Origin of the sequence: Bacillus thuringiensis, assembly GCF_001182785.1 — a bacterium.
GTDB lineage: Bacteria > Bacillota > Bacilli > Bacillales > Bacillaceae_G > Bacillus_A > Bacillus_A thuringiensis_S.
In genome coordinates, this window is the sequence record NZ_CP012099.1 from 1,703,958 (window position 1) to 1,727,379 (window position 23,422).

Genomic DNA, 23,422 nt, shown 5'->3' on the forward strand with positions numbered 1-23,422 from the left:
GCACATGTTTACATATAAATAAAATGGAGGCGAGAAGCTTGGTCTTTAATAGAGTTTCAAAAGAATTAATAGGCATAGCTCTTATCGCTATGTTTCTCTTTTTATTATTTTTTGTAGATTTTACACGTCTAGCAAATTTGCACAAAAATATGCCACAGGAATGGTTGAATGTGAATACAGTATTTTTAAGTATCATTTTTGAAGCAATACCCTTTATTTTATTAGGGGTAATTGTTTCTTCATTTATTCAAGTGTTTGTGACGGAAGATATGATTCAAAAAGTAATGCCGAAATCTCCGATTGTTGCAATGATTCCGGCAGTATTTGTGGGAGTTCTTTTTCCAATGTGTGAATGTGTCATTATACCAATTGTAAGAAGGCTCATTCAAAAGGGGTTACCACTTCATGTAGGCATTGTTATTTTACTGAGTGCACCCATTATGAATCCAGTTGTTCTTTTATCTACTGTATATGCGTTTCCAAAAAATGATTATGTAGTATATGCACGCTTTGGGATAACAATTTTAGTTGCTCTATTCATAGGTCTAATTGTGTATTATTGCTATCGCGAAAGAAATGTTTTAAAAGATGTAGAGGTTTCAGTTCAAACAAGCAGAAAAAAGAGTTGGAAAGATGTTATGAATCATATTGTAGATGAGTTTTTTGATACTGGTAAGTATTTATTGATTGGTGCTTTTTTAGCAAGTGTATTTCAAACGTTTTTTGATCGGAATGTACTGGATACAATAGCACATAACGAAGTAATTGCCCCCTTTATTATGATGGGATTTGGTTATGTTTTATCAATTTGCTCTGCAGCAGATGCTTTTATAGCGGCATCTTTTGGACATGTTTTCTCAGTAAAGGCACTTCTCGCATTTCTTGTGTTTGGGCCTATGCTTGATATGAAAAATACGTTAATGCTATTTGCATATTTTCAAAAGAGATTTGTATTCTTTTTGATAGGAATTGTGATTGTATCTGTGTATACCATCATGCAAATCATAATGTTATAGGAGGTGAGAAAGAATGGAGAAAGAGGAGCAGAAGGCATATCATCGCTATATTCGTGGCATTATTTTAATTGGTTTAGCAATGCTCTTATTTAAACTACTTGTAACAGGGAATATTTATAATTTTATCGCTCCAAAAATGATTAAATTTACGTATATAGCTTTTGTAGTGATTTTAATTTTTGGTACTGTACAAGTTTGGGGAGATGGAAGAGAGAAACAGCATGATTGTAATTGTTGTAAACATCATACAACATCAAAATCAGGGATAAAAAGTTTCTTTGTATATGTTTTATTTGTTGTTCCGATAGTTAGTGCTTTTCTCTTTGGAAGTGTAACAATTGATGGAAGTTTAGCAGGAAAAAGGGGTATGAATCAAAGTGTACAGGCGAGAAGTCTGGAAAGGAATGAAAAAGAGGGGGAACAGGTTAATTTTGATGGGCGAGAAGTATCCGTTGATCCAGAAGAAACATCAAATTTATCAACGACTTATAAAACGGAAGAGCAAGTAGTAAAAAGTATGTTAGGACAGAGTAAACTACAAGTAAAGGATAAGGACTATGTTCAAACAATGAATGTAATTGGTCAAAATGTTAATTGGTTTAAAGGGAAAGAAATTACATTCTTAGGGTTTATATATAAGGATAAGGATGTGACGGGTAATAAAGCAGTAGTGGCTCGATATGGCATAACTTGTTGTATTGCGGATGCATCAGTCTGGGGGATGATTGTTACCGGGCAAAATGTTGAAAAAATATCAGAAGAAACATGGGTGAAAATAACAGGATTATTAGATGAAACGACATATAAAGGAACAGTCTTTCCACTTGTAAAAGTAAACAAAATCGAGAAAATTAATAAGCCAACTGACCCATATGTATATGATGCTTTACCGCAATAGAAAAGAATAAATTCTTCATATTTTCATGAAATAGAATCATAATCAAGGCGATAAAAAAATAAAGATAAGAGTAATTTGGTTTGTTAAAAATATGTGCAGAAGGAGTTATGCGATGAACTGGGTTACTCATAAACCATCATTTGAATTTGAAACATTTAGTCCTATTATTCGGTCACAATCTGCGTGGAGTGGACATTTAGATTTTGCATATGACTTAGTACGATTTGAAAAACCAGAAACTTTAGTTGAGTTAGGTACACATCTAGGTGCTTCTTTCTTCAGTTTTTGTCAGGGAGTAAAAGATGGAGGGTTATCGACTAAATGCTTTGCAGTAGATACTTGGGCTGGAGATGGGCATACAGGTCCATATGGAGAAGGGGTTTTTCAAATAGTAGAAAAAGTAGTGAGTGATAACTACCTTAATATAGGAAATTTAATTCGATCTACTTTTGATGATGCTGTAGACCGGTTTCAAGATGAAACGATAAATCTTTTGCATATTGATGGCTATCATACGTATGAAGCTGTTTCTCACGATTATAACACTTGGCTACCGAAAGTCGCGAAAAACGGTATTGTATTATTTCATGATATTGAAGTTAGAAGTGGTGATTTCGGCGTATATAAGTTTTGGGATGAGGTAAAAGCGAAGTACCCTCATTTTCAATTTGCACATTCATATGGACTGGGAGTGTTATTTCCGAAGGGTTGTAGTGATAAGTTTGAGGAAATACTTAAAAATAAAGAAGAAATACAAAATATGTATAAATAAAGGTAGGGCATGCATCATTTTAATGATGTGTGCCCTATTTTTGTGTGGAAAATAATCGTGTGAATTAAAAAGCGAAGATAGTTGTAAAAAGTTTTGTTGCAGCAAATATTAAAAAAGTTAGTATGGGATTGTTCTTTGTAAATAAAGTGAAACTTTAATACGTTTATGTCAATCCGGGATTTTACAGTAGTTAATTTCTTAACTAGGTGCTTTGCACTTACTGAATTTTGATACAAGGGTCTTATTGACCGAAAATATCGGGATAAATAAAAATACAACATTTTTTATATTTTTCATTGCGAAAAACGTAATCTACTTTTACAATAGAAAGGGTTGTGAATATATTATACTGGAAAAATAAATCGAAATAATATGAAAATTTTGTTTTGTCTTCGCTAATTGTATATTACATACATGTAAGACGACATACGTCATGTTATCGACTTGTAAGGAGAGAAAAAAATGAAAAGTGTAAGATTACCATCGATGCTAGAAATCATAGTTCTTTTATTACTATTTCTTGCTGTTGTCTTTTCCTTCCAAACGATTTTTGATCTCCCAATTCAATTAGCGCTATTTATTTCATGGTTTTTAGTAATTGCGCTTGGATTAAGATTAGGATTTCGTTATCAAGAATTGCAAGATGCAATTACGAAAGGGATTTCTAACGGATTAGAAGCAATACTGATTTTAGTTGCAGTAGGTGCTTTAATTGGAACATGGATTGCTGGTGGGGTAGTACCAACATTAATCTATTATGGATTAGAATTTATTCACCCTAGCATATTCCTATTAGCAACATTAATTATTTGTTCTATAACTTCTATCGCAACAGGAACGTCTTGGGGAACAGTGGGAACAGCAGGTATTGCTATGATGGCGATTGGTGAAGGACTTGGTTTACCACTTCCGCTTGTTGCTGGTGCAGTTCTTTCAGGAGCTTATTTCGGCGACAAATTATCACCACTTTCTGATAGCACAGTTCTTGCAGCTTCTATGGCGAAAGTAGATGTTATTGCTCACGTTCGAGCTATGCTCGTATTAGATGTTCCAGCTTATATTATTACTAGTATTATGTTTACTGTAGCTGGTTGGATGTATGGCGGCGATAATGTAGATTTGAATCGAGTAGAATTTTTAAAAGAAGCTTTATTAAAGCAATTTGATATTAAAATATGGATGCTTATTCCAGCGGTCATTGTTATCGTTCTATTAGCGATGAAGAAACCGTCTATGCCAACAATTGCAATGGGAGCTTTAATTGGTGCAATTTGGGCAACTCTTTTCCAAGGGATGAACTTTGGAGAGGCGATTGGAACAGCTTATAACGGATTCTCAATTCAATCTGGTGTTGAGTTTGTTGACAAGTTATTAAACCGTGGTGGAATTAACGGCATGCTTGGCTCAGTAGCCGTTATTATTTTCGGTTTAGGATTTGGTGGATTACTTGAAAAATTAGGTGTTTTAAAAGTAATCGTATCAAAATTCGAGAAGAAATTAAATTCTGCAGGTAATGTAACATTGTCTACATTAATCGTGGCATTCTTAGCTAATATATTTGGTTGTGCGATGTATGTATCACTAATTTTAACACCAAAAATTATGGAAGATAGCTATGATAAATTAAAAATAGACCGTCGTGTATTAGCGCGTAACTCAGAAGTAGGTGGAACGTTAACTTCAGGTATGGTTCCATGGTCTGATAATGGTATTTTTATGGCTGGTATTTTAGGTGTAGCAACGTTTTCATACGTTCCGTTTATGTGGTTAAGCTTCGTATCGTTAATTTTAGCAGTTATTTATGGATATACAGGCAAATTCATCTGGTATGTAGATGATGCAGATAAAGGAAAGCAAGCATCATAAAATAAAAATCACCTTCTACAATATGTAGAAGGTGATTTTTATTTTTTAATAGCATTTTCTGAAGTTATTTCATTCTCGTATTTAGCAATTTTTTGTTGTATCTTTTTTAAGTTTTTTTCAGTGTCTTGAATGAGCTGTAAGACATTGGTCTCTTGTTGTTTCATTAATTCCAGCCGTTGAAAGATAGTAGATTCTCCTTCCATAGACCAGTCGATAAATTGTTTTATTTTTTGAATTGGCATACCAGTGTTTTTTAAACACAAAATCATCTCTAAATATTTCAGTGCTTCTTCGTCAAAAACTCGATCTCCTTTTTCATTTCTTTGAAGAAAAGGGAACAGTCCTTGTTTATCGTAATAACGTATTTGAGAAATAGTTAAGTGTTGCATTTTGGCGACTTGCCCAATTGTATAATACATATCATTCATCCTTTTATTACCAAGGTATAATGCCATCTTTATTTAGTATTTTACCATTATAATTTGTTTCACTTAATGCATATTTAATAATAATTTTAGCACTTTCAGTGGTTGTATGGCCACCAGGGGAATTTCCATTAAGATCCGTAGTTGTAAAACCAGGAGTTACCCCAAAAACTTCTGGTCCGTTAGTACCAAGTTCTTTACTAAAAGCTAACGTTAAAGCATTAATAGCTGTTTTGGAAGAATTATATCCCAGTGTATTAATTGGATGTGTTTCACCATTAGCAAACATTGTTAGTGAGGCCATGTCAGTTGTTACATTTATGATTTTACTGTTGCTTGATTTCTTTAATAATGGTAAAAAGGCTTGCATCATTTGGAAAGTTCCAAAAAAGTTAACTTCAAATCCTTGGCGTAAAGTTTCAATATTTAATTCACTAGGTAGCGTATTGAAGTCTAGCGCTATGCCTGCGTTATTAATTAATAAATGTAAGTGGTCAGTCGTTTCGTAAATTTTCTTTGTTGCTTCTTGAATGGATTGTGCATTTGAAATATCTACTTGAATATAGGAAACGTTTGAAACATTTAAAGATTCTACGGCTTGTTGTCCAAGTTGTTCATTACGAGCACCTAAAAATACGTGATAATCTTTTTCTGCTAATTGACGAACAAGTTCATATCCAATTCCTTTATTCCCACCTGTTATGAAAGCATATTTTTTCATATTGAATTCCTCCAGTAGTGTTATAGTAGGTTACAAGGAAAAGGATATAGCCTAAACTTAAGTTTAGGTCAAGAGAAATTTTTAAAAATAAATATAGAATATCTATATATAAGATTGAGAATTCTTATCATTTAAGAGAAAGTCTGTTATTATAAGAGATGTAGGTATTATATTTTCAAGGGGATGAAAACATGGAGTACAGAATTGAAAGAGATACAATAGGAGAAATAAAAGTTCCAGCTGATAAATTATGGGCAGCACAAACACAGCGTAGTAAAGAAAACTTTCCAATTGGAACAGAGCAAATGCCGCTTGAAATTGTAAAAGCATTTGCAATTTTAAAGAAGAGTGCAGCGCTTAGCAATCAAAAATTAGGAAAGCTATCAGAAGAAAAAGCAGAAGCGATTGTAGAAGCTGCTGATGAAGTGATTGCAGGGAAATGGAATGAACATTTTCCGCTTGTCGTATGGCAAACAGGTAGTGGTACACAGTCAAACATGAATGTGAATGAAGTAATTGCAAATCGTGGGAATCAAATTTTGAAAGAGAAGGGATCTGACGTACATATTCATCCGAATGATGATGTGAACATGTCACAAAGTTCAAATGATACATTTCCAACGGCGCTTCATGTAGCTTGTGTAATCGCAGTAGAAAATCACGTATTACCAGCAATTACGAAATTAAAAGAAACTTTAGCAGAAAAAGTAACTGCATTTGAACATATTATAAAAATTGGTCGTACACATTTACAAGATGCAACGCCGTTAACTTTAGGGCAAGAAATTAGCGGATGGCACCGTATGCTTGAGAAAACAGAGCGTATGATTGCAGAGAGCAATACATATATGAAAGAGTTAGCAATTGGTGGAACTGCGGTTGGAACAGGTATTAATGCTCATCCTAAATTTGGTGAGATGGTATCAGAGGAAATTAGTCAATTTACAGGTAAACAATTTGTTTCTGCACCAAATAAGTTCCATGCATTAACGAGCCATGATGAAGTTGTATATACTCACGGCGCATTAAAAGCATTAGCTGCGGATCTAATGAAGATTGCTAACGATGTACGTTGGCTTGCAAGTGGTCCACGTAGTGGTCTTGGAGAAATTATTATTCCAGCAAATGAACCAGGAAGCTCTATTATGCCAGGTAAAGTAAATCCAACGCAAAGTGAAGCATTAACGATGGTTGTAGCGCAAGTGATGGGGAATGATGCAACAATCGGATTTGCTGCGAGCCAAGGTAACTTTGAGTTAAACGTATTTAAACCTGTTATTGCTTATAACTTCTTACAATCAGCTCACTTATTAGCGGATGCAATTGTTTCGTTTAATGACAATTGTGCAGTTGGTATTGAAGCAGATGAAGAAGTAATTAATGAAAATGTGAATCGTTCACTAATGCTTGTAACAGCGCTAAACCCACATATCGGATATGAAAATGCAGCGAAAATTGCGAAGCATGCTCATAAAGAAGGATTAACTTTAAAAGAAGCAGCATTGCAATCTGGACTACTAACAGAAGAGCAATTTGATGAAATTGTAGATCCAAAGAAAATGATTGCTCCAAAAGAGTAATAGAAAAAGCCAAGGTTCTTAGTATAGAATCTTGGCTTTTTTGATGTTCATTTTTATGTTTCATCTACTTGCAATACTGCAAGCTTCAAAAAATATTATTTGTTAGCAGGCGTATTCATTACTTTCATCTGTGGGCAGTTCTCTTTTAAGAGTGAAATGAACTTTTCTTCTTCTTGGGGTACAAAAACTGTTACTGAGTCAAATAAATTGTAATGGATTTCTAATTGCTGTCTAGTCCATTTTTTTGAATGAAGTTTTTTACCGGAGTATTTAACGTGACGAATGTCTTCAAATGGAATTTCAGTATGAAATATGAAACCGTGTTTTACAATAAGAGATGATGCAGTTATATTGTAGTGAGAAAAATAGAATGAAGAAAGATTCACGACATTTAATAGCATCATGAGAGTGAAAAAAATAGAATGTTCATTTTGGAAGAATAACGAAACGAAAAAAATAATTATAAATAATGTAATGAAAATGACGTGGAATGGATTTTTTTTCGCTTTAAACTTCAAGTTAGTCACCTCGGTATACTTGTTCTTTAACTAAATTAAATCATAACATTGTGATAAAACGTGTGAATATGCAGAATTGCATATTCGCACGTTTTATTATTCATGTAAAATTTCTTGATGGGATAAATTCAAAAGAAGTTTTGTAATAGTGGAGTGACATGAAGTGACTTACAAGAATAGAAAGATAGCGTTAGTCATAATTGGTTGTATGATGATTATGAGTAGTTGCGCTAATAAATTTGTTGAAGATAGAAACCGAAAGCATGTATTTGTACAAGCAAGTAAGGTTTTAGTAGAGACTGTAAATAGAATATATAAAGTGAAACTTTAATCAGTGGGGGTCTTACTGCCCATTAATGCGGGATAAAAAGTAAAAGGTGTTTTCTTATACGGAAACATCTTTTTTGTAGTTAAAATTGAATACTGAAGTTTTGGAATGAGTGAATACCGGTTCCATATTTACTAATCGCATAAGTATTCCGTGCAATTTGCTTAACGATAAACCAAGGGTCTTGAAGAATATTCATGTTCTATTCCACATCATATAAAATGAATTTGTATAAACACATTCGCTTTTCGTTGTATTAAACCCTTTCGATAGATGTTTTTATAAAAGTTTATAAAATGGGTAAACGAAACATTGAAATGTTTATTTGTGTTGTGATAAGATGATGAAGTGATAATAAACGTTATAGTAATTCGTTTGGTTTTTAAATAAACATTTTGAAGGAGTGTTTAGTGTGATTGATATTTCGGAGCAGTTTTGGGATGCGTCAATAGAGGAATTAAAGAAAGGGTATGTGTTTGATGAAGAAAAAGAGGAGTACATTTGCTTAGCTTGTGGTGAAAGATTTATTAAAGGTGTTATTTATCAAGATAACCAAGTTTTGTATGAAGCAGAGAAATTCGTCCAATTGCATATTCAAAATGAGCATACGTCTATGTTTGATTATTTATTAAATATGGATAAGAAATTTACTGGTTTAACAGATTTACAAAAGAAAATGGTTCAATTTTTCCATATGGGACTGAATGATAAAGAAATAGTAAAAGAGATGGATGGCGGAAGTACATCAACAATTCGTAATCATCGATTTACACTGCGAGAGAAAATGAAGCAAGCAAAAGTATTTTTAGCGCTAATGGAATTATCAGAAGAAAAATCAAAAGTACAAACGAAATTTGTACCAATTCATAGAACAGCAACGATGGTGGATGATCGATACAATATTACGGAAGAAGAAAATGATGAAGTATTAAAAGCTCATTTTACAGAAGGATTAGATGGACCTCTTTCTAAATTTCCGAAAAAACAAAAGCGTAAATTAATTATATTACGTCATTTAGTAAAGAAGTTTGATAGTAATAAAAAGTATACTGAAAAAGAAGTAAATACAGTGATAGAAAATGTATACCCTGATTTCGTAACTTTAAGAAGATATTTAATCGAATATGGATTTTTAGATCGAACAGCCGATGGAAGTCAATATTGGGTGAAGTTATAATCATGCGAAAAGAAAATGAATAGAAGCACAGTATAATAACAACTATACAAAGAGATAGATATTGAAAAAAGATTTTTAATAAAAGGAGAAATGAAATTTGAAACCACCTGCAGATAACAATAAAGAAGGTGCGGAGTCGCATAAGTTGGAAAGTGAGAGTAAACCGATTTGGAAATCGATGTCGATGTTTTTAGTACCGTTATTATTAAGTAATGTACTACAATCAGTTGGACAATTATTTGGTATGGTAGTAGTAGGAAGATGGCTTGGAGTTAATGATTTAGCGGCTATATCAGCATTTTTTCCTTTGTTCTTTTTACTTGTTTCATTCGTAATTGGAATAGGTTCGGGTAGTTCTATTTTAATTGGTCAGGCGTTTGGTGCTAAAAACGAAGATCGTTTAAAAGCTATCGTTGGTACGACGTTGACATTTACCTTTATTATTGGAGTTGTGTTAGCGATAATAGGCAGTATTTTTGCGATGGATATTATGCGTCTAATGGGAACGCCAGAAAATATTATTGAAATAAGTGTACATTATGCACGGATTTTATTTATATCGATGCCAGTATTATTTTTATATTTCGCATACACAACATTTATGAGAGGTACAGGAGATTCTAAAACGCCATTTTACTTTTTAATTGTAAGTACAGCGCTAAATATGATCTTATTACCGATTCTTATTTTTGGATGGTTAGGAGCTCCGAAATTAGATGTGTATGGAGCAGCCTATGCCTCTGTTATATCCACAGTTATTACGTTTATTGTCATGCTCGTGTATTTAAAGAAGAAAAATCACCCATTACAACTAGATGGAACGGTTAGAAAATATCTTCGAATGGATGGGGAGTTATTAAAGTTATTGTTAAGGCTCGGTATTCCAGCGAGTATTAATATGATATTAGTTTCATTATCTGAAATTGCGGTAATCGCATTTGTAAATCGTTACGGATCGGATGCAACAGCTGCTTACGGCGTTGTGAATCAAGTTGCAAGTTATGTACAAATGCCAGCAGTTAGCCTTGGTATTACAGTTTCTATTTTTGCAGCACAATCAATTGGGGCGAATCAATTTGATCGATTGCAGAAAGTTGTGAAGGCCGGAATTATTATGAACTACGTCATCGGTGGTGTGTTAATATCTCTTATTTACTTATTCTCAAGAGATATTTTATCACTATTTTTAACGAGTCAAACTACAATTGAAATTGCTCATAGCTTAGTTATGATTACGTTATGGAGTTATTTAATTTTCGGTCATGCACAAATTATTAGTGCGACAATGCGAGCGAGCGGTACAGTACTTTGGCCAACTGTTATTGGAGTTGTTTCAATTTGGCTTGTAGAAGTACCCGTAGCATATTATCTTTCTTACCATACAAGTCTTGGAATAGAAGGCATCTGGATCGGGTATCCAGCAGCATTTATTGTCAGCTTAATATTACAGTATGCATATTATAAGCTTTCATGGCAAAAGAAACGAATTACACGATTAGTTAGTTAAATAGAAAAATGTCCCTAAGTTATTAGACTTAGGGACATTTTTTCGTAAGTGCAGGTTTACAAATAGCTTTTTAAAGTTATATCAAAATGTTGTCTAATGAGTGTTTTATCACTCATATAAAACTCCCACGCTTTTTCCGGTTCACCGATAATCTCAAAGGATTCCTCTGTAATATATAAAGCGCAATTATCCTCCAGTGCAATTCCTTCTATATTCCCTTGATGATTTTGTAAAAAGGAATGGAAGGCGTTCATTCTGTTTAATTGATTATAATGTGGACAAAATCTTTTATTAACAATCCCCCATCCGTTACTCTCTATATAACCAGCACCTTCATAATCTGATCGGATACTAGACGTGAACCAACACATAGCACCAGCGCTATAACCAGCAATAAGTGTTCCTTGTTGCAGAGCCAATAATAATTTTTCATCGAGTCTATGTTCTTTCCATTGCGTAAGCATGTGAATATAGTTCCCGCCACCTAGATAAATTAAATCGGCTGAATGAATCATCTCGTCTATTTCATACTTAGAAGGTGAATCTGTTGTAGTACGTAAAATTTGTACTTCACAATGTAATTGTTTTTCAAACGTGTCTAAAAATAATTTTATATAGCTTTCATCATCATGACTAGCCGTTGGAATAAACAATATTTTTGGGTACTGTTTATTTGTTAATTCTATAAGGCGTTCATTAATAGGCAAGTGATTTGAATCTTGTAAATCACCGCCACCAATGACAGCTAATTTCATAGTAAAGCACCACCTAATCATTTTTGTTATATAAAAATTCGATAGAAGAGAGTTACATTCCTTCCGTAATGTAATCAATAATTAGAAAATATAGCTTAAGTATATCGGAATAGTAAAGAAAACACTGACTATATATATCAATGAATTAAAAACCTTTCATTGATATATAATATTTCATACTAATGTTTCAAAATATGGAAAAAATATGTTTAAATAGATATAATGACGCATTAATTCATATTGAATTTATGCTTATATTTTAAAAGGGCATCGGAAATAATAGTGATTTTCCAAAACGGTTTTTACTTTTAATAGGAACTTGTATTACAATATGGTAAAATTATTTCAATATATTTATTTAATATGAAATACAAAGAGGGAGCGTGAAAAAAGTGGATTTTCGATTTGAATTTACAACGAAGCTGAAAGAATACTTAGACGATGAGAAGGATGAAAAAATAATAAAAGATGGACACAGAGATGTAATTTTTCACTATTTATATGCGTTAGAGACTGAAATTGGCGTTGTTAAAAATCCTAATTTTACTTTTTTTGCATCAGGAAGACGTTCACATATAGTGTTAGAAAACGTTGAATTTAAAACAGAAGTAAATGTAAAAAGTAATATAATTGAAATTACAAAAATCGTGGATAATGTAGCTATTCCATTAGATACTATCGTAGCGAAAGATCGGGAATTATTTGCACTTGGGCGTAATGAGAAGTTTAGTGTGCAAATATTAGAGCAGTATCTCTTTGATACATTTGGAGATAAGTTAGGCTTATAATGAATAGAATGAGGTACGTATTTATAGGTAGTGAATTTTAGTTTATATTACTCGTGTTTGACCTCTCATTTAATTTGTACTACAATTCGTAGTGTGAAAGGAGTCATACGATGTTTACGCAAAACTATAGGTTAAATGAGCAAGGATTAAATCATTTCTTTGGACCGCTTGAAGCGAAGATTATGGAGATTATTTGGTCTACTGAAGGTATTACTATTAAAGAAGTCCAGCAGAAATTAAGTGAAGAATCGTCTGTGAATTTTAATACTGTTATGACAGTTATGAACAGGCTAGTAGAGAAATTACACCTAGAAAAACAGACTGTAAAAAGAAGTGGCATATATCGTGCTATACAAACGAAAGAAGAATTCTTATCCAATCAAACGAAGAAAATGACACAGGAATTAGTGGGGGAATTTGGAGATTTAGTTGTAACTCATATGATAGATGAGTTAGAGCAGGCTGATCCGAATTTAATAAAAAAATTAGAAGACAAATTGAATCAGTTAAAAAAAGAGGATCGATGAAATGAAATGGCAAATGCGTAAAATCGTATTGTTAGCGCTCATTGTTAGTACCCTCTTTTTCAGCTTGTTATTGTATTACGTTACATATCCATTTCTTTTTCAAAATAAGGCATTCTTCCTTTCAAAGTTTTGCTTGTTTCAGTTAGAAAAACATATGAAAGAACTATCAATGGTTCGTATTATAATAGCTGGGTTATTATTAATTACTGTATTGACCGTGTGTAAAAGAATTTGGCGGCAATTTTTTCGTGGTAAAAAATTACAAAAAGCACTTATCCCATTCATTAGAAAAGGGAAACAAATACATATACTGCCGACTGCGGAAGTTGCAGCGTTTACAATTGGATTATTCCGTCCGAAAGTTGTCATGTCGGAAGGTTTGCTTCAGACGTTTTCAGATGAAGAAATTGATGCAATTATTTTCCATGAAGAATATCATCAAAAGAATTGGGATCCGCTAAAATTATTTTGTTTTACGTTATTAGCAGAAGGAATGTTGTACATTCCGATATTAAAAGGATTGTTACAACGATATCATACGTATCAAGAGTTAGCAGCAGATAAATATGCGATGCAAAAAATGAAGTCTTCATTTGAGTTAGGTAGTGCGTTATTAAAATTAATTAAAATAAAGACAATGGAAAATCGATGTGTTACAGCTTCATTTGCAAAAACAGCAATAAATTTACGAATCGAGCAAGTGTTAAATGAAGAAGTTGTGAAGCTTAATATCCCGTTACATACGAATTCGGTATATGTAACAATAGGTTTATTCTGTGTGTCGATTGTACTTATTGTCGGAGAGTGCATATAGCCTCTTTTTTTAAGAATAAACACTACTCTATGTAGTGTGAGTTAAGGTGTTGTCATTTATGTCATCATGCTTTTTACCGCTATATACATCTTATTTATCATATATTACAGGTGTTTTATTGTATACAAATCAAATGATGGAAATCACAGCGTTCATTATTCGTCTATTTGGTGTGGAGTTACAGGATTTTAAAATAAGGAGGAAAAAGAGTGAAGAAACTAATTGCTATTATACTAGTAGGGGCACTCGTTTGGGCGGGGATCAATTTTTATAATTCAAAGAAAGAAGAGAAGGAAAGAAGAGCGAAACAAGCAGAGTTACAAGAGAAAGAAGTATTACCACAAGTAGGTTTTAAAGCACCTGGCATCACATTAAAAGGATTAGACGGAAAGTTGCAGTCGTTAAATGATGCAAAGGGAAAACCGTATATTATTAATTTTTGGGCATCATGGTGTGGGCCGTGTGAAATGGAGGCACCTGACTTAGTTCATATGTATGATAAATATAAAAAGGATGTTGAAATTTTTGCGGTGAATGCAACTGTTAGTGACCCAGTACAAGAAGCAAGCGCATTTGCTAATCGCTATGGGTTTGAGTTTCCTGTTCTATTAGATATGGACGGAGTAGCTGGACTAGATTATAAAGTATTCTCTTTACCGACGACATTTTTTGTTAATAAAGATGGAATTATAGTAGATCATGTACGAGGTGTATTACCACCAGATCAATTAGAAAAGAAATTTAAGAAATTGATTGAGAATTAAAAGGAGATTTCGTGACGATGGAGTGGATCGTGAGGTTACAACCCATATCTCTTATAATTGGAAGTCTATTTGGATTTATGTTGATGAAACGAAAGATGAGGCATCAAAATGTATTATATGAAAAAATGATGGATGCCGTAACAAATGCTTTTCTTATCATCGTATTTGTATGGAAGTTTGCACCAGCAATTTTAAATCCTGTATGGGCTTTTGTGGCGCCAGTGCAAGCAATATTAGCTGTTGGAAGTATGCAACATATTGTAGTAGGATGCGTGATTGCGAGTGTATACATTGTTTGGAAAAGTAAAAAGGAGCAATTTTCGCTTCGTATTTTACTTGATGCATTGCCTTTTGGTCTGTGTGTGAGTATTATCTTTTATTTTCTATTACATCATGAAGTAGGTGCACAAACGACACTACCATGGGGAATGAAAATATATGAATCTAAACTTTTATATCACCCTATTTTCGTATATGAGATCATCCTTGCTCTTTGTATAATGGGCTTGTTATGGATGAAAAATGAAAGGCTCGGAAATGGAAAGAATATAAGTGTTTTTCTAATTGTTGAGGGGTCTTCACATATCATTATTTCAATCATTAGTGAACAAAATTCAGTTTTATTCGGTCTATCAATACAGCAAATAATGAGCTTTTGTATTATTAGTTTAGGGATTTTGTTGATACCGAAAAAATAAAAATAGCCATGTACAGAGAGTATCTGTGTATGGCTATCTTTTATAAGCGTATTTCTTCATCATATGCTAAATCATTATATTGTAGAAATCTAAAAACCCCTTTATTAGGGGTTTTTAGGTTTCTATAGGTCTGCATGTGTTTCTTGTTTATCTGTATCCCATTTTGGAAGTTGTTTTGCTTGTTGACTTTCAGTAAAATTATTAAATCCAAAAGCAAGTATGCATGTAAAGGTTAAAATAGCTAAACTAATCTTTTTCATTATCTTAGTGCCTCCTTAGTTAATAATTTTTGTTTTGCTTCGTAAGTTTTGAAAAAATATTTTTGAGATTTCTCTATTTTATTCACTTTATGAAATTCTACTGCTAATAATTCGTAATATTCTTGTACATAATCGTATAATTCTTTACTGTTAAAATATGTAGTGCCTGCAATGATTGCGTTTTCTAAGTCGTCTAGAATACCAGTGTGTTGTGTTTTTAAGATAGTGAAATGGTGTTTATATTCTTGATTATTTAATTCATTACAAATTTCTAAGCCTTTTTGAACCCAATCGTTTGCAAGTTCTTTTTCATTTAAACTAAAATGTTCTTTGGCTTGTAGAAAATTGGCTTTTAGGTGTTTAGGTAATTTGTTTGTAACTATTGTAAGATGTCTAATAGCAAGGGTTGATAGATTTTGAGAAGAGTAGAGCCAACCTAAGTTATTTCGAACTTTTAAGATTAGTGTGTCGTCTTTCAGTTTTTGTAAAATATTGATTGCTGAATTATAGTTCTCTTCGGCTTGCTCGAATTGTTTTAAATAAACAGAACATGAGCCTAAAATATTTTCGCATAGAGCTATTTTAATTTCATAACGTGGATATTTTGAGAAGATCTCTTTAGCTTGATTTGCATAATTGATTGCTGTAAGTGGTTTGTTTGTATGGTGATTAAATATAGCGAATTTATATTTATATTCAGCTTCTTCTAGTTCGCCTGGTACATGTTTTAAAAGGGATTCAGCTTTTTCGTATTCTTTTTTTGCTTCATCATAATTTCCAATAATGGTAGCATGTTCAGCTTTAAAAAAGTGATAATAATAAGTAATAAAGTCTTCAGTTATTGGATTGTCTAAACGCACAATTTGACTAAAAGTATCATACTTAATGTTTGTCCAATCGGTTAGGACCTTATATTTAAAGTTTAGTAGGGAGTAGTAAAGCGATAGATTTTGATCAGCTTCAATTTTATTAATCTGTTCCTCTATTTTTTCTTTTAATTGTTTCGCTTCAATTAACTGCTCCGCTACCATTACTTGATATAAAATGTTTAATTCGTTGACAATCTGTTCATGTTCTTTTAATAACACACTCATTATATATTCTCCCATCCGATAAAAGTATCCTAATTTAATTATTTCTATAATAGCAAAACAGAAGAAGTATAAGAATGATTTTACCATATTTTTCAACAAAATTCTGAAAAATCAATTAACTTCCATATAAATATTACAAATGCCTCTGGTAGTGGTGGGATGAATCTGACTCATGATACGTTAACATCAATGGGGGAGGGATAGTTTCACTTGTAAATATGTTTTTAGTAGGATTGTTCGGATTGGGTCCAACTGTTAAGTTTTTAACAAAAATTTCACTTTCTTATTTAATAAAAAATCGGTGGAGTAACAGAAAATAAAACTACCGCATTTTTCTCAAAATGATTCACCCATTTATGCTTTAAATAAGCAGGTATTTTTACACTATCGCCAGTTTCTAATATGTATTCTTCCTCGTTTAAATATAATGTGATTTTCCCATCTAAGACAAATGCTAATTCTTCTCCTTTATGTTCTAGTACATTTTCTGATGAAGCTGTATTAGGCGGGATAGTCATAATTGCTGTTGCTAAATTTCCAGTAAAATCAGGTGAAAGCATTTCATATGATAAATTATCGATAATCATTTTCTTTCGTTTATGGGAACGTACAATTAAATCGTCTGTATTTGTTTCTTCCAGTAAAAAACTAAATGTTGGAACATCAAGAGCTTTAGCAAGTACTTTTAATGTTTGAATAGAAGGGTTAGCAGACCCGCGCTCAATTTGACTTAACATAGATGGTGTAATATCGGCCATCTTTGCTAGTTCTTTACTAGTTAAACCCTTTTCTTTTCTTTGTTTTTCAATCTTTTTACCAATATCTATATTTTCCATAATGAAAATCTCCTTAATGATTATTAAATTATATTTAAATAAATTAAACTAAAATTAATTTTTATGTTAAACTATATTAAAATTAATTTAATTATAATTTATTAAATCGCAAGCTACAAGGTGATGAGGAGGAAGAGGAATGAAGGAAATAGAGAAATTAAAAGAACAATATCCACTATTAAATAAGCTAATCGCAACGGAAGAAGTCTTTTGGATGAATCCGAATACGAAAAAGTATGAGACGGCAATAAAAGACTCGCCACTGAATGAAGGAAAGGTAAAAGACGCGGAAGAGAGATTAAAGCGTTTTGCACCATATATTGCGAAAGTTTTTCCTGAAACGAAAGAGACGAACGGCATAATTGAATCACCTTTAGTGAAAATACCTTCTATGAAAGAAGCTTTAGAGAAAAATTACGAGCAACCTATTTTAGGGGAATTATTATTAAAATGTGATAGTCATCTTCCGATATCAGGATCAATAAAAGCTAGGGGCGGCATTTATGAAGTATTGAAACATGCTGAACAACTAGCATTGCAGCATGGAATGTTAACAGAAGAAGATGATTATTCTATTTTAGATAGTGATACATGTAGGGAGTTTTTCGCGAAATATTCAATTGCGGTAGGTTCTACAGGTAATTTAGGATTGAGTATTGGGATTATGAGTGCAAAACTAGGTTTTAATGTCACTGTTCATATGTCAGCAGATGCGAAACAATGGAAAAAAGATTTATTAAGAAGTAAAGGTGTAAATGTTATTGAATATGAAGATGATTATAGTAAAGCTGTAGAAGAAGGAAGAAGGCAAGCTGATGCTGATCCTAGCTGTTATTTTGTAGATGATGAAAATTCACATGATTTATTTTTAGGATACGCAGTAGCGGCATCACGATTACAAAAGCAATTAGAAAAGTTAGAGATTGTAGTAGATGAAGAACATCCTCTATTCGTTTATTTACCATGTGGTGTCGGGGGCGGACCTGGCGGAGTAGCATTTGGTTTAAAGTTATTGTATAAAGACAACGTTCATTGTTTCTTTGCAGAGCCAACACATTCTCCATGTATGTTACTCGGCTTAATGACAGGCCTTCATGACAAAATTGCTGTTCAAGATATCGGAATTGATAATGTAACAGATGCGGATGGACTTGCGGTAGGAAGACCGTCTGGATTTGTTGGGAAAACGATGGAACCATTTTTAAGTGGAAATTATACAGTAAGCGATGAAGAGTTATATAGATTGTTAAAAGAACTGGCTGATACGGAGAATATTTATTTAGAGCCTTCTGCACTAGCAGGTATGATAGGGCCAGTGAAAGTATGTAAAGAAGATGAGTATTTACAAAAGCAACAGTTAACAGAGAAGGTGACAAAAGGTACTCATATTGTGTGGGGAACGGGTGGAAGTATGGTTCCACAAGATGTAATGAGTGATTATTATAAGAAAGGTTTAGAATTAACAATATAAGAAAAATGAGGCTAGTTGTAGCCTCATTTTTTTCATGTACATAAAAATCTTTGTTATTTTCATAATAGTTCTTTATAGTATATATAAAGGATAACTAATATTGAATAAATACAACAAAAAGCTTTATTTTACATAATAAGAGGATGTGTATACGATGTCATTACAGACTAAATATATAGCGGGTATTTCGCTTGGGGTTATGGGTGTCGGTTTTGCGGCTTCTATCCCTTTTCAAGGAACGGTAGCAGGGGAGATTATACAAGGGGGATTTGAAGCTGGATTGGTTGGTGGACTTGCGGATTGGTTCGCGGTTACAGCATTGTTCCGTCATCCGATGGGGATCCCAATTCCGCATACCGCATTGCTACCTAAAAATCGTAAACGGGTAACGAAAGGGCTTATTCATACGTTAGAAAATGAATGGCTGACGAAAGAAAGTATTACGAATAAAGTAAAAGAGATGCAGTTAGCACAAATGGTGCTGCAAATTGCTGAAAGAGAAATACAGTCTGATGCTGTGAAAAAAGGGATTGTAACGATTGCAGAGAAAGCGATTGTAACAATAGATACAGAAAAGCTAGCTGTTATTATTGAAAAAGAATTAAAAACATATTTACATACAATTAATACAAGTAACATTTTACAAGTGCTTGTTGATCAATTAGTTGTGCAAGAATATGATGAAAAGACACTTGATCACATATTAGTAAAAGTGAAAGATTGGACAGCGCAAGATGAAGCTCGTTACCAACTCGGAAGCTTAGGTATGAAGGCAATGGAAAATATAAAAGTAGATGGGTTCTTGCAGTTTACTTTGAAATCATTTATGAATATTGTAGATGAAGATAAAATTGGTGGCATTTTGCAGAAGTTTATCATTAGTAATATTAACAGCTTACAAGATGCGGATAATAGCACAAGACAACTTATATTGGCGAAGATTCGTCAAGAAATTATAAATGTAAAAGAAAATGAAGCTTTATTACAGGAATTAGAAAATTGGAAAGAAAAGTGGATTGCGAATTGGAATGCTACTGACAAAATAAAAGAGATGCTGGAGCAAGTGCAACAAAGAGCAGTTACTTTTGTAAAAAATGAAGAATTTGCTGATAAATATGTTATTCCATTTTTACAAAAACAAATGAATCAAATAAAAGAAGACGAAATGACTGTTCAAAAAATAGAAGATTGGTTACAAAAACAAGTTGTGAATCTTGTTGAGAAGAACCATTCGAAAATCGGTAAGCTTGTACAAGAAAACCTGGATAAGTTAGATGATAAAACATTAATCGAAATGATTGAAAATAATGTCGGTAAAGATTTGCAGTGGATCCGTGTGAACGGTGCTGTGTGTGGATTTATGATTGGATTAATTTTAGAAGGAATTAAAGCGATTATATAAGAAAAACCTTCCACAATTGTGGAAGGTTTTTCTTATTTTTCGATAACGCTCATATTCAAATTATAAGCTTTCTCAATATTTAACTTGTACGTCCCATTTCCAGTTTTAATCGAATTTTTATACCAATGTTCTTGCTCGTTTAATTCTGGATGTTCTTCTGAAGAATTATTTTCTTTTTTCGTTAAATCTTCTACTTGCTCCCAAGGTGTGTTTCCGTGTGTTTCTCTTTGATTTGTTATTGCTGTTAAAGAAACATCACTTTCTTTAGCTAAATGAACAGATACACTTGAGTTGTTTTGTACAAACCAATTATTTTGTAATTGGCCAGGATAAAGAGATAGCTCGTTATTTGAAGCGCGAATTTCCACATTTTTATTTTGCGGAAGAACAAGCGTTGGTTTCACCTGTGGTGCTGAGTTAAATAACGTATGCTGAACAGGTAATGATTTTAAAGTGATGTACATCGTTTCTCCAGCCGTTTGAACCGAAAGGAAATCATCTCGTTTTAAATTGAGTTTTTCATTTGCTTTCGTCGTCATTTCATAAGTTCCCAAAAGATGAATTTGATTTGTATTATTTCCCTCTATCGTTAGAGGTTGATGTCCCGCATCTACTACGATTTTTTTGATAGATTCAGGTATATCAAATTGTCCGTCTGGAATATTACTCGTTTGCCTCGTTGTGTTAATAGAATGACGAACTTCTTCTAGTAATCCAGTTGATAATAAACAGTAAAAAGCAATTCCGACACTTCCTAAAACACCGATAAAGAAAATACTAAAAATATCATATTTAATAAATGATTGTTCCTTCTTAGAAAATAGAAGGTATAGTAAAACTTCAGCTCCAAGTATGATAAGTAAAACTGGCCACCATGCAGTTAATGTATCTAATACTTGAATTCCTTTTACGACTGAAAATAGTAAAAAGCATCCTAACGATATAATAGAAAGCCCCATTGAGAATGTTCCAACACGCCAAGTCCTCATTCGCTTGTCCCACCTTTGTTTTCTTTATTTCCAAGTAACAATTTAAAGCCGCCGCCAATTAAAAGGAGCGCAACGATAGATGTCTGGAAATAGCGATAATATAGTTCACTAAGATGAATATTAAATATAGTTACAAAATAATCATTCAAAATAGGAAGGACTGTTTGATTTAATAAATAATAACCACCGAGCGTAATTAATCCGATACCAATCCATCTTTGATGATTTATAAAATAATCGATAATGGGTTCGTCTTGTACTCGTTCTTTTCCGTATTTTGCTGTTTGCTGTAACGCATCAAAAAAGCTATAGAACCAAATGATTGGTACTAAAAATAAAAACGCAGAAAGTCTTAATAAGTCGAGTAAATAAATAGATAGTAAAAAGGCTGCCATAAGTTGAAGACCACGGCGTTGTAAACCTAAATACATATGACCTGCTCCAGGGAACATCGCTAAAATAGAAGCAAATGTTTTACTTTTCTTTCCTTGCTCTCGATGTTCTTCAAAATCTTCGAAAATAGTACGGTCAATTAATTGCTCGTCGCGTTCTTTTTTCTGTAGTTGCTGAACAACGTCAAAGAAATTATAAATCCATAAAACAGGTAACGTAATAAGAAAGATAAGGAAACTTCCTTGAGATGTTAATAATGTTACAAATATAATCATGCTGCCTAAGCCAGCGCAAGCGACTAAAAACGTAAGGCCGCGTTGCATAAGTCCTAATTGGAAATGGCCAAGTCCAGGGATGATGGATAGGAGAATGATATAAAATCGTTCGCTCTCTTTAGAAGAATTTATCAATTCTCCAGCTTCTTGTTTTTTCGTTTGTTTTATAATGGTGATAACTAAATCTAGTAAGTTAATTACCCATAGAACAGCTAGTAAAAATAGAGAAAGAAAAGCAATATCACGTCCTCTTACTACTATGGTACAAAATACTGCAAAGGAGAATAGAAATAAAGATCCTCCGCTATATAGAATAAACCGTCCTAGCTTTTTTAAGTATAAATGTCCAAGCCCAGGAATTAGCCCTAATACAAGTGCTAAAAAGGGGTTTTTATTCATGCTTTAAACCTCCGTCCTTTTTTGATGTATCTACCGATTTGTTTACAATTTGTTGTGAGATAGAAGACTCGCTATGTTTTGAAGATTTCTCGAAATTTGATGTCGCTGTAAAAATATATTGGAATAAACCACTTACCATAAAAATAATTGTAGCTGCAGTCGCAATTATGTAGTGAATAATTGTGCGTTTTAGTGAGTTTGTTTTTATATTTTCATTAGGTTGTAGCGTTTCAAAATTAATTTGCGTCATAACTTCGTTCGTAAATGAATCATCATTTATCATTGGAAGGTTTTCATGTTGTTCATCAATACTTTCCATATAAAGTGCTAAACAATGATCACATTCATAAAGGTGTTCTTCCATAGATTCACGTTCATTGTTTTCTATAAAATCTAATGTATAATTGCGCCAATCTTCTTTTGAATAATGCATCATAGAAACTCTTCCTCCTTCCAATGTTTTTTTATCCATTTTCTTGCCCGATACAGTTTCATTTCTACTGTTTTCACTTCGATGTTTTCTTGGAAAGCAATTTCTTGATAACTTTTTTCCTCTAAGTAATGCGCGAGAACAACGTCACGGTAATTTTCCGGAAGTTCTCTCAGTTTTTGAGCAATGAGTAATTTTTGCTCTTTCGTCAATAGTAAAGCTTCAATGTTATGAGAGGATTTTATATTTTCCTCTGTTTCTTTACATAAGGAGAGTTCTTCGTGTTCTCTAGCTTTCTTTCTCTTATAATCAATAGCGTGATTGGTGGCAATACGTGCCATCCACGTTTTTAATCCGCGAAATTGATAATTTGGGAGAGAGGTATGAATTTTTACGAATACTTCTTGTGTAACATCTTTAGCATCTTCTTCATGTCTTAAAATAGAAAAGATAACTTGAAAAATATAATGACGATATGTTTGTACAAGGATACGAAAAGCATGCTCGCTTCCTTGCTGTGCTTTTTCAATTAATTGTTTTTCCTCAATCGGTCTCTCCCTCCTTTTTGACGCATTCTATTATATAGACGTAAAGAATGATAAGTCACCCTACACATTTTATAAAAAAAGAATAATATATTTTTTGCAGGAGAGCTAGATGAAAAAAGGTGTGAAAAAATGGTAAAGAGAAGTATATAATGAGCAAGTAGGAAATGTTAC

At 32.8% G+C, this 23,422-nt stretch carries 26 protein-coding genes; 15 read left to right on the top strand and 11 right to left on the bottom strand.

Translation table 11 applies throughout. From position 1 onward, the window contains the following. The first annotated feature begins 23 nt into the window (after positions 1–23). From AC241_RS09010 to nhaC, 4 genes are all read left to right on the top strand, one after another. Complete coding sequence (locus AC241_RS09010; protein ID WP_196303427.1) at positions 24–1,016, top strand: permease; 993 nt, start codon at positions 24–26, stop codon at positions 1,014–1,016. Positions 1,017–1,029: 13 nt separating this feature from the next. Further along, entirely contained in the window at positions 1,030–1,914 is an 885-nt protein-coding gene (locus tag AC241_RS09015) for a TIGR03943 family putative permease subunit (protein ID WP_029441940.1), read from the top strand. 112 nt (positions 1,915–2,026) lie between these two features. Beyond that, complete coding sequence (locus AC241_RS09020; RefSeq protein ID WP_001104670.1) at positions 2,027–2,686, top strand: class I SAM-dependent methyltransferase; 660 nt, start codon at positions 2,027–2,029, stop codon at positions 2,684–2,686. A 462-nt stretch (positions 2,687–3,148) separates the two neighbouring features. Continuing rightward, a complete protein-coding gene (nhaC, locus tag AC241_RS09025; protein ID WP_000843986.1) occupies positions 3,149–4,552 on the top strand; it encodes a Na+/H+ antiporter NhaC in 1,404 nt (467 codons plus the stop codon). 38 nt (positions 4,553–4,590) lie between these two features. On the opposite strand, the gene AC241_RS09030 is transcribed toward nhaC, so the two are convergent. Together AC241_RS09030 and AC241_RS09035 are read right to left on the bottom strand one after the other, a co-directional pair. After that, positions 4,591–4,971, bottom strand: a complete 381-nt coding sequence (locus AC241_RS09030) for a MerR family transcriptional regulator (protein WP_016082136.1) — start codon at positions 4,969–4,971, stop codon at positions 4,591–4,593. A 16-nt stretch (positions 4,972–4,987) separates the two neighbouring features. Next, the gene (locus AC241_RS09035; RefSeq protein ID WP_016082135.1) at positions 4,988–5,698 is read right to left on the bottom strand and encodes an SDR family NAD(P)-dependent oxidoreductase; all 711 of its coding nucleotides are present in this window, start codon (positions 5,696–5,698) and stop codon (positions 4,988–4,990) included. A gap of 191 nt (positions 5,699–5,889) precedes the next feature. Between AC241_RS09035 and fumC the strand changes: the two genes are divergently transcribed. Beyond that, positions 5,890–7,278 (top strand): class II fumarate hydratase, encoded by a 1,389-nt coding sequence (fumC, locus tag AC241_RS09040; protein ID WP_016082134.1) that lies wholly within the window; start codon positions 5,890–5,892, stop codon positions 7,276–7,278. A gap of 95 nt (positions 7,279–7,373) precedes the next feature. On the opposite strand, the gene AC241_RS09045 is transcribed toward fumC, so the two are convergent. After that, positions 7,374–7,796 carry a PH domain-containing protein gene (locus tag AC241_RS09045; protein ID WP_016082133.1) on the bottom strand — a complete coding sequence of 141 codons (423 nt, stop codon included), beginning with the start codon at positions 7,794–7,796 and terminating at the stop codon, positions 7,374–7,376. Positions 7,797–7,959: 163 nt separating this feature from the next. Here AC241_RS09045 and AC241_RS34735 point away from each other — a divergent pair, with 163 nt between their 5' ends. From AC241_RS34735 to AC241_RS09060, 3 genes are all read left to right on the top strand, one after another. After that, positions 7,960–8,127, top strand: coding sequence for a hypothetical protein (locus tag AC241_RS34735; RefSeq protein WP_016082132.1), 168 nt, complete (start codon positions 7,960–7,962; stop codon positions 8,125–8,127). Between the two features lie 409 nt (positions 8,128–8,536). Continuing rightward, on the top strand, positions 8,537–9,301 hold the full coding sequence (locus tag AC241_RS09055) for a DUF2087 domain-containing protein (protein WP_016082130.1): 765 nt from the start codon (positions 8,537–8,539) through the stop codon (positions 9,299–9,301). 97 nt (positions 9,302–9,398) lie between these two features. Beyond that, complete coding sequence (locus tag AC241_RS09060; protein WP_029441942.1) at positions 9,399–10,808, top strand: MATE family efflux transporter; 1,410 nt, start codon at positions 9,399–9,401, stop codon at positions 10,806–10,808. A gap of 56 nt (positions 10,809–10,864) precedes the next feature. On the opposite strand, the gene AC241_RS09065 is transcribed toward AC241_RS09060, so the two are convergent. Then, positions 10,865–11,563 carry a peptidase E gene (locus tag AC241_RS09065; RefSeq protein WP_016082128.1) on the bottom strand — a complete coding sequence of 233 codons (699 nt, stop codon included), beginning with the start codon at positions 11,561–11,563 and terminating at the stop codon, positions 10,865–10,867. A gap of 392 nt (positions 11,564–11,955) precedes the next feature. Here AC241_RS09065 and AC241_RS09070 point away from each other — a divergent pair, with 392 nt between their 5' ends. From AC241_RS09070 to AC241_RS09090, 5 genes are all read left to right on the top strand, one after another. Beyond that, positions 11,956–12,351, top strand: coding sequence for a DUF3942 family protein (locus AC241_RS09070; protein WP_000347524.1), 396 nt, complete (start codon positions 11,956–11,958; stop codon positions 12,349–12,351). 110 nt (positions 12,352–12,461) lie between these two features. Then, the gene (locus AC241_RS09075; RefSeq protein ID WP_016082127.1) at positions 12,462–12,878 is read left to right on the top strand and encodes a BlaI/MecI/CopY family transcriptional regulator; all 417 of its coding nucleotides are present in this window, start codon (positions 12,462–12,464) and stop codon (positions 12,876–12,878) included. A gap of 1 nt (position 12,879) precedes the next feature. Further along, positions 12,880–13,692, top strand: coding sequence for a M56 family metallopeptidase (locus AC241_RS09080; RefSeq protein ID WP_016082126.1), 813 nt, complete (start codon positions 12,880–12,882; stop codon positions 13,690–13,692). A gap of 209 nt (positions 13,693–13,901) precedes the next feature. Continuing rightward, entirely contained in the window at positions 13,902–14,456 is a 555-nt protein-coding gene (locus AC241_RS09085) for a TlpA family protein disulfide reductase (RefSeq protein WP_016082125.1), read from the top strand. 17 nt (positions 14,457–14,473) lie between these two features. Next, positions 14,474–15,154, top strand: coding sequence for a prolipoprotein diacylglyceryl transferase family protein (locus AC241_RS09090; protein WP_029441944.1), 681 nt, complete (start codon positions 14,474–14,476; stop codon positions 15,152–15,154). 122 nt (positions 15,155–15,276) lie between these two features. On the opposite strand, the gene AC241_RS34740 is transcribed toward AC241_RS09090, so the two are convergent. The 3 genes from AC241_RS34740 to AC241_RS09100 all read right to left on the bottom strand — a co-directional run bounded on the left by AC241_RS34740 (position 15,277) and on the right by AC241_RS09100 (position 17,344). After that, positions 15,277–15,414 (bottom strand): hypothetical protein, encoded by a 138-nt coding sequence (locus tag AC241_RS34740; RefSeq protein WP_000724012.1) that lies wholly within the window; start codon positions 15,412–15,414, stop codon positions 15,277–15,279. After that, entirely contained in the window at positions 15,414–16,508 is a 1,095-nt protein-coding gene (locus tag AC241_RS09095; RefSeq protein WP_043936887.1) for a response regulator aspartate phosphatase, read from the bottom strand. The genes AC241_RS34740 and AC241_RS09095 overlap by 1 nt, the downstream gene beginning before the upstream one ends. 287 nt (positions 16,509–16,795) lie before the next feature. Continuing rightward, entirely contained in the window at positions 16,796–17,344 is a 549-nt protein-coding gene (locus AC241_RS09100; RefSeq protein WP_050843212.1) for a helix-turn-helix domain-containing protein, read from the bottom strand. Positions 17,345–17,483: 139 nt separating this feature from the next. On the opposite strand from AC241_RS09100, the gene AC241_RS09105 reads away from it, so the two are divergent. Together AC241_RS09105 and AC241_RS09110 are read left to right on the top strand one after the other, a co-directional pair. Further along, positions 17,484–18,815 (top strand): D-serine ammonia-lyase, encoded by a 1,332-nt coding sequence (locus AC241_RS09105; RefSeq protein ID WP_043936885.1) that lies wholly within the window; start codon positions 17,484–17,486, stop codon positions 18,813–18,815. A 154-nt stretch (positions 18,816–18,969) separates the two neighbouring features. Beyond that, the gene (locus tag AC241_RS09110) at positions 18,970–20,217 is read left to right on the top strand and encodes a DUF445 domain-containing protein (protein WP_050843214.1); all 1,248 of its coding nucleotides are present in this window, start codon (positions 18,970–18,972) and stop codon (positions 20,215–20,217) included. A gap of 32 nt (positions 20,218–20,249) precedes the next feature. On the opposite strand, the gene exsE is transcribed toward AC241_RS09110, so the two are convergent. Genes exsE through AC241_RS09130 form a run of 4 tightly spaced genes read right to left on the bottom strand, consistent with a single transcriptional unit; the run spans position 20,250 to position 23,251 of the window. Next, on the bottom strand, positions 20,250–21,206 hold the full coding sequence (gene exsE, locus AC241_RS09115; RefSeq protein ID WP_050843216.1) for an exosporium protein ExsE: 957 nt from the start codon (positions 21,204–21,206) through the stop codon (positions 20,250–20,252). Continuing rightward, a complete protein-coding gene (locus AC241_RS09120; RefSeq protein WP_016082117.1) occupies positions 21,203–22,273 on the bottom strand; it encodes a hypothetical protein in 1,071 nt (356 codons plus the stop codon). The genes exsE and AC241_RS09120 overlap by 4 nt, the downstream gene beginning before the upstream one ends. Continuing rightward, positions 22,266–22,709, bottom strand: a complete 444-nt coding sequence (locus AC241_RS09125) for a hypothetical protein (RefSeq protein ID WP_050843218.1) — start codon at positions 22,707–22,709, stop codon at positions 22,266–22,268. The genes AC241_RS09120 and AC241_RS09125 overlap by 8 nt, the downstream gene beginning before the upstream one ends. Continuing rightward, positions 22,706–23,251 (bottom strand): RNA polymerase sigma factor, encoded by a 546-nt coding sequence (locus tag AC241_RS09130; protein ID WP_306236426.1) that lies wholly within the window; start codon positions 23,249–23,251, stop codon positions 22,706–22,708. The genes AC241_RS09125 and AC241_RS09130 overlap by 4 nt, the downstream gene beginning before the upstream one ends. Positions 23,252–23,422: the final 171 nt, after the last annotated feature.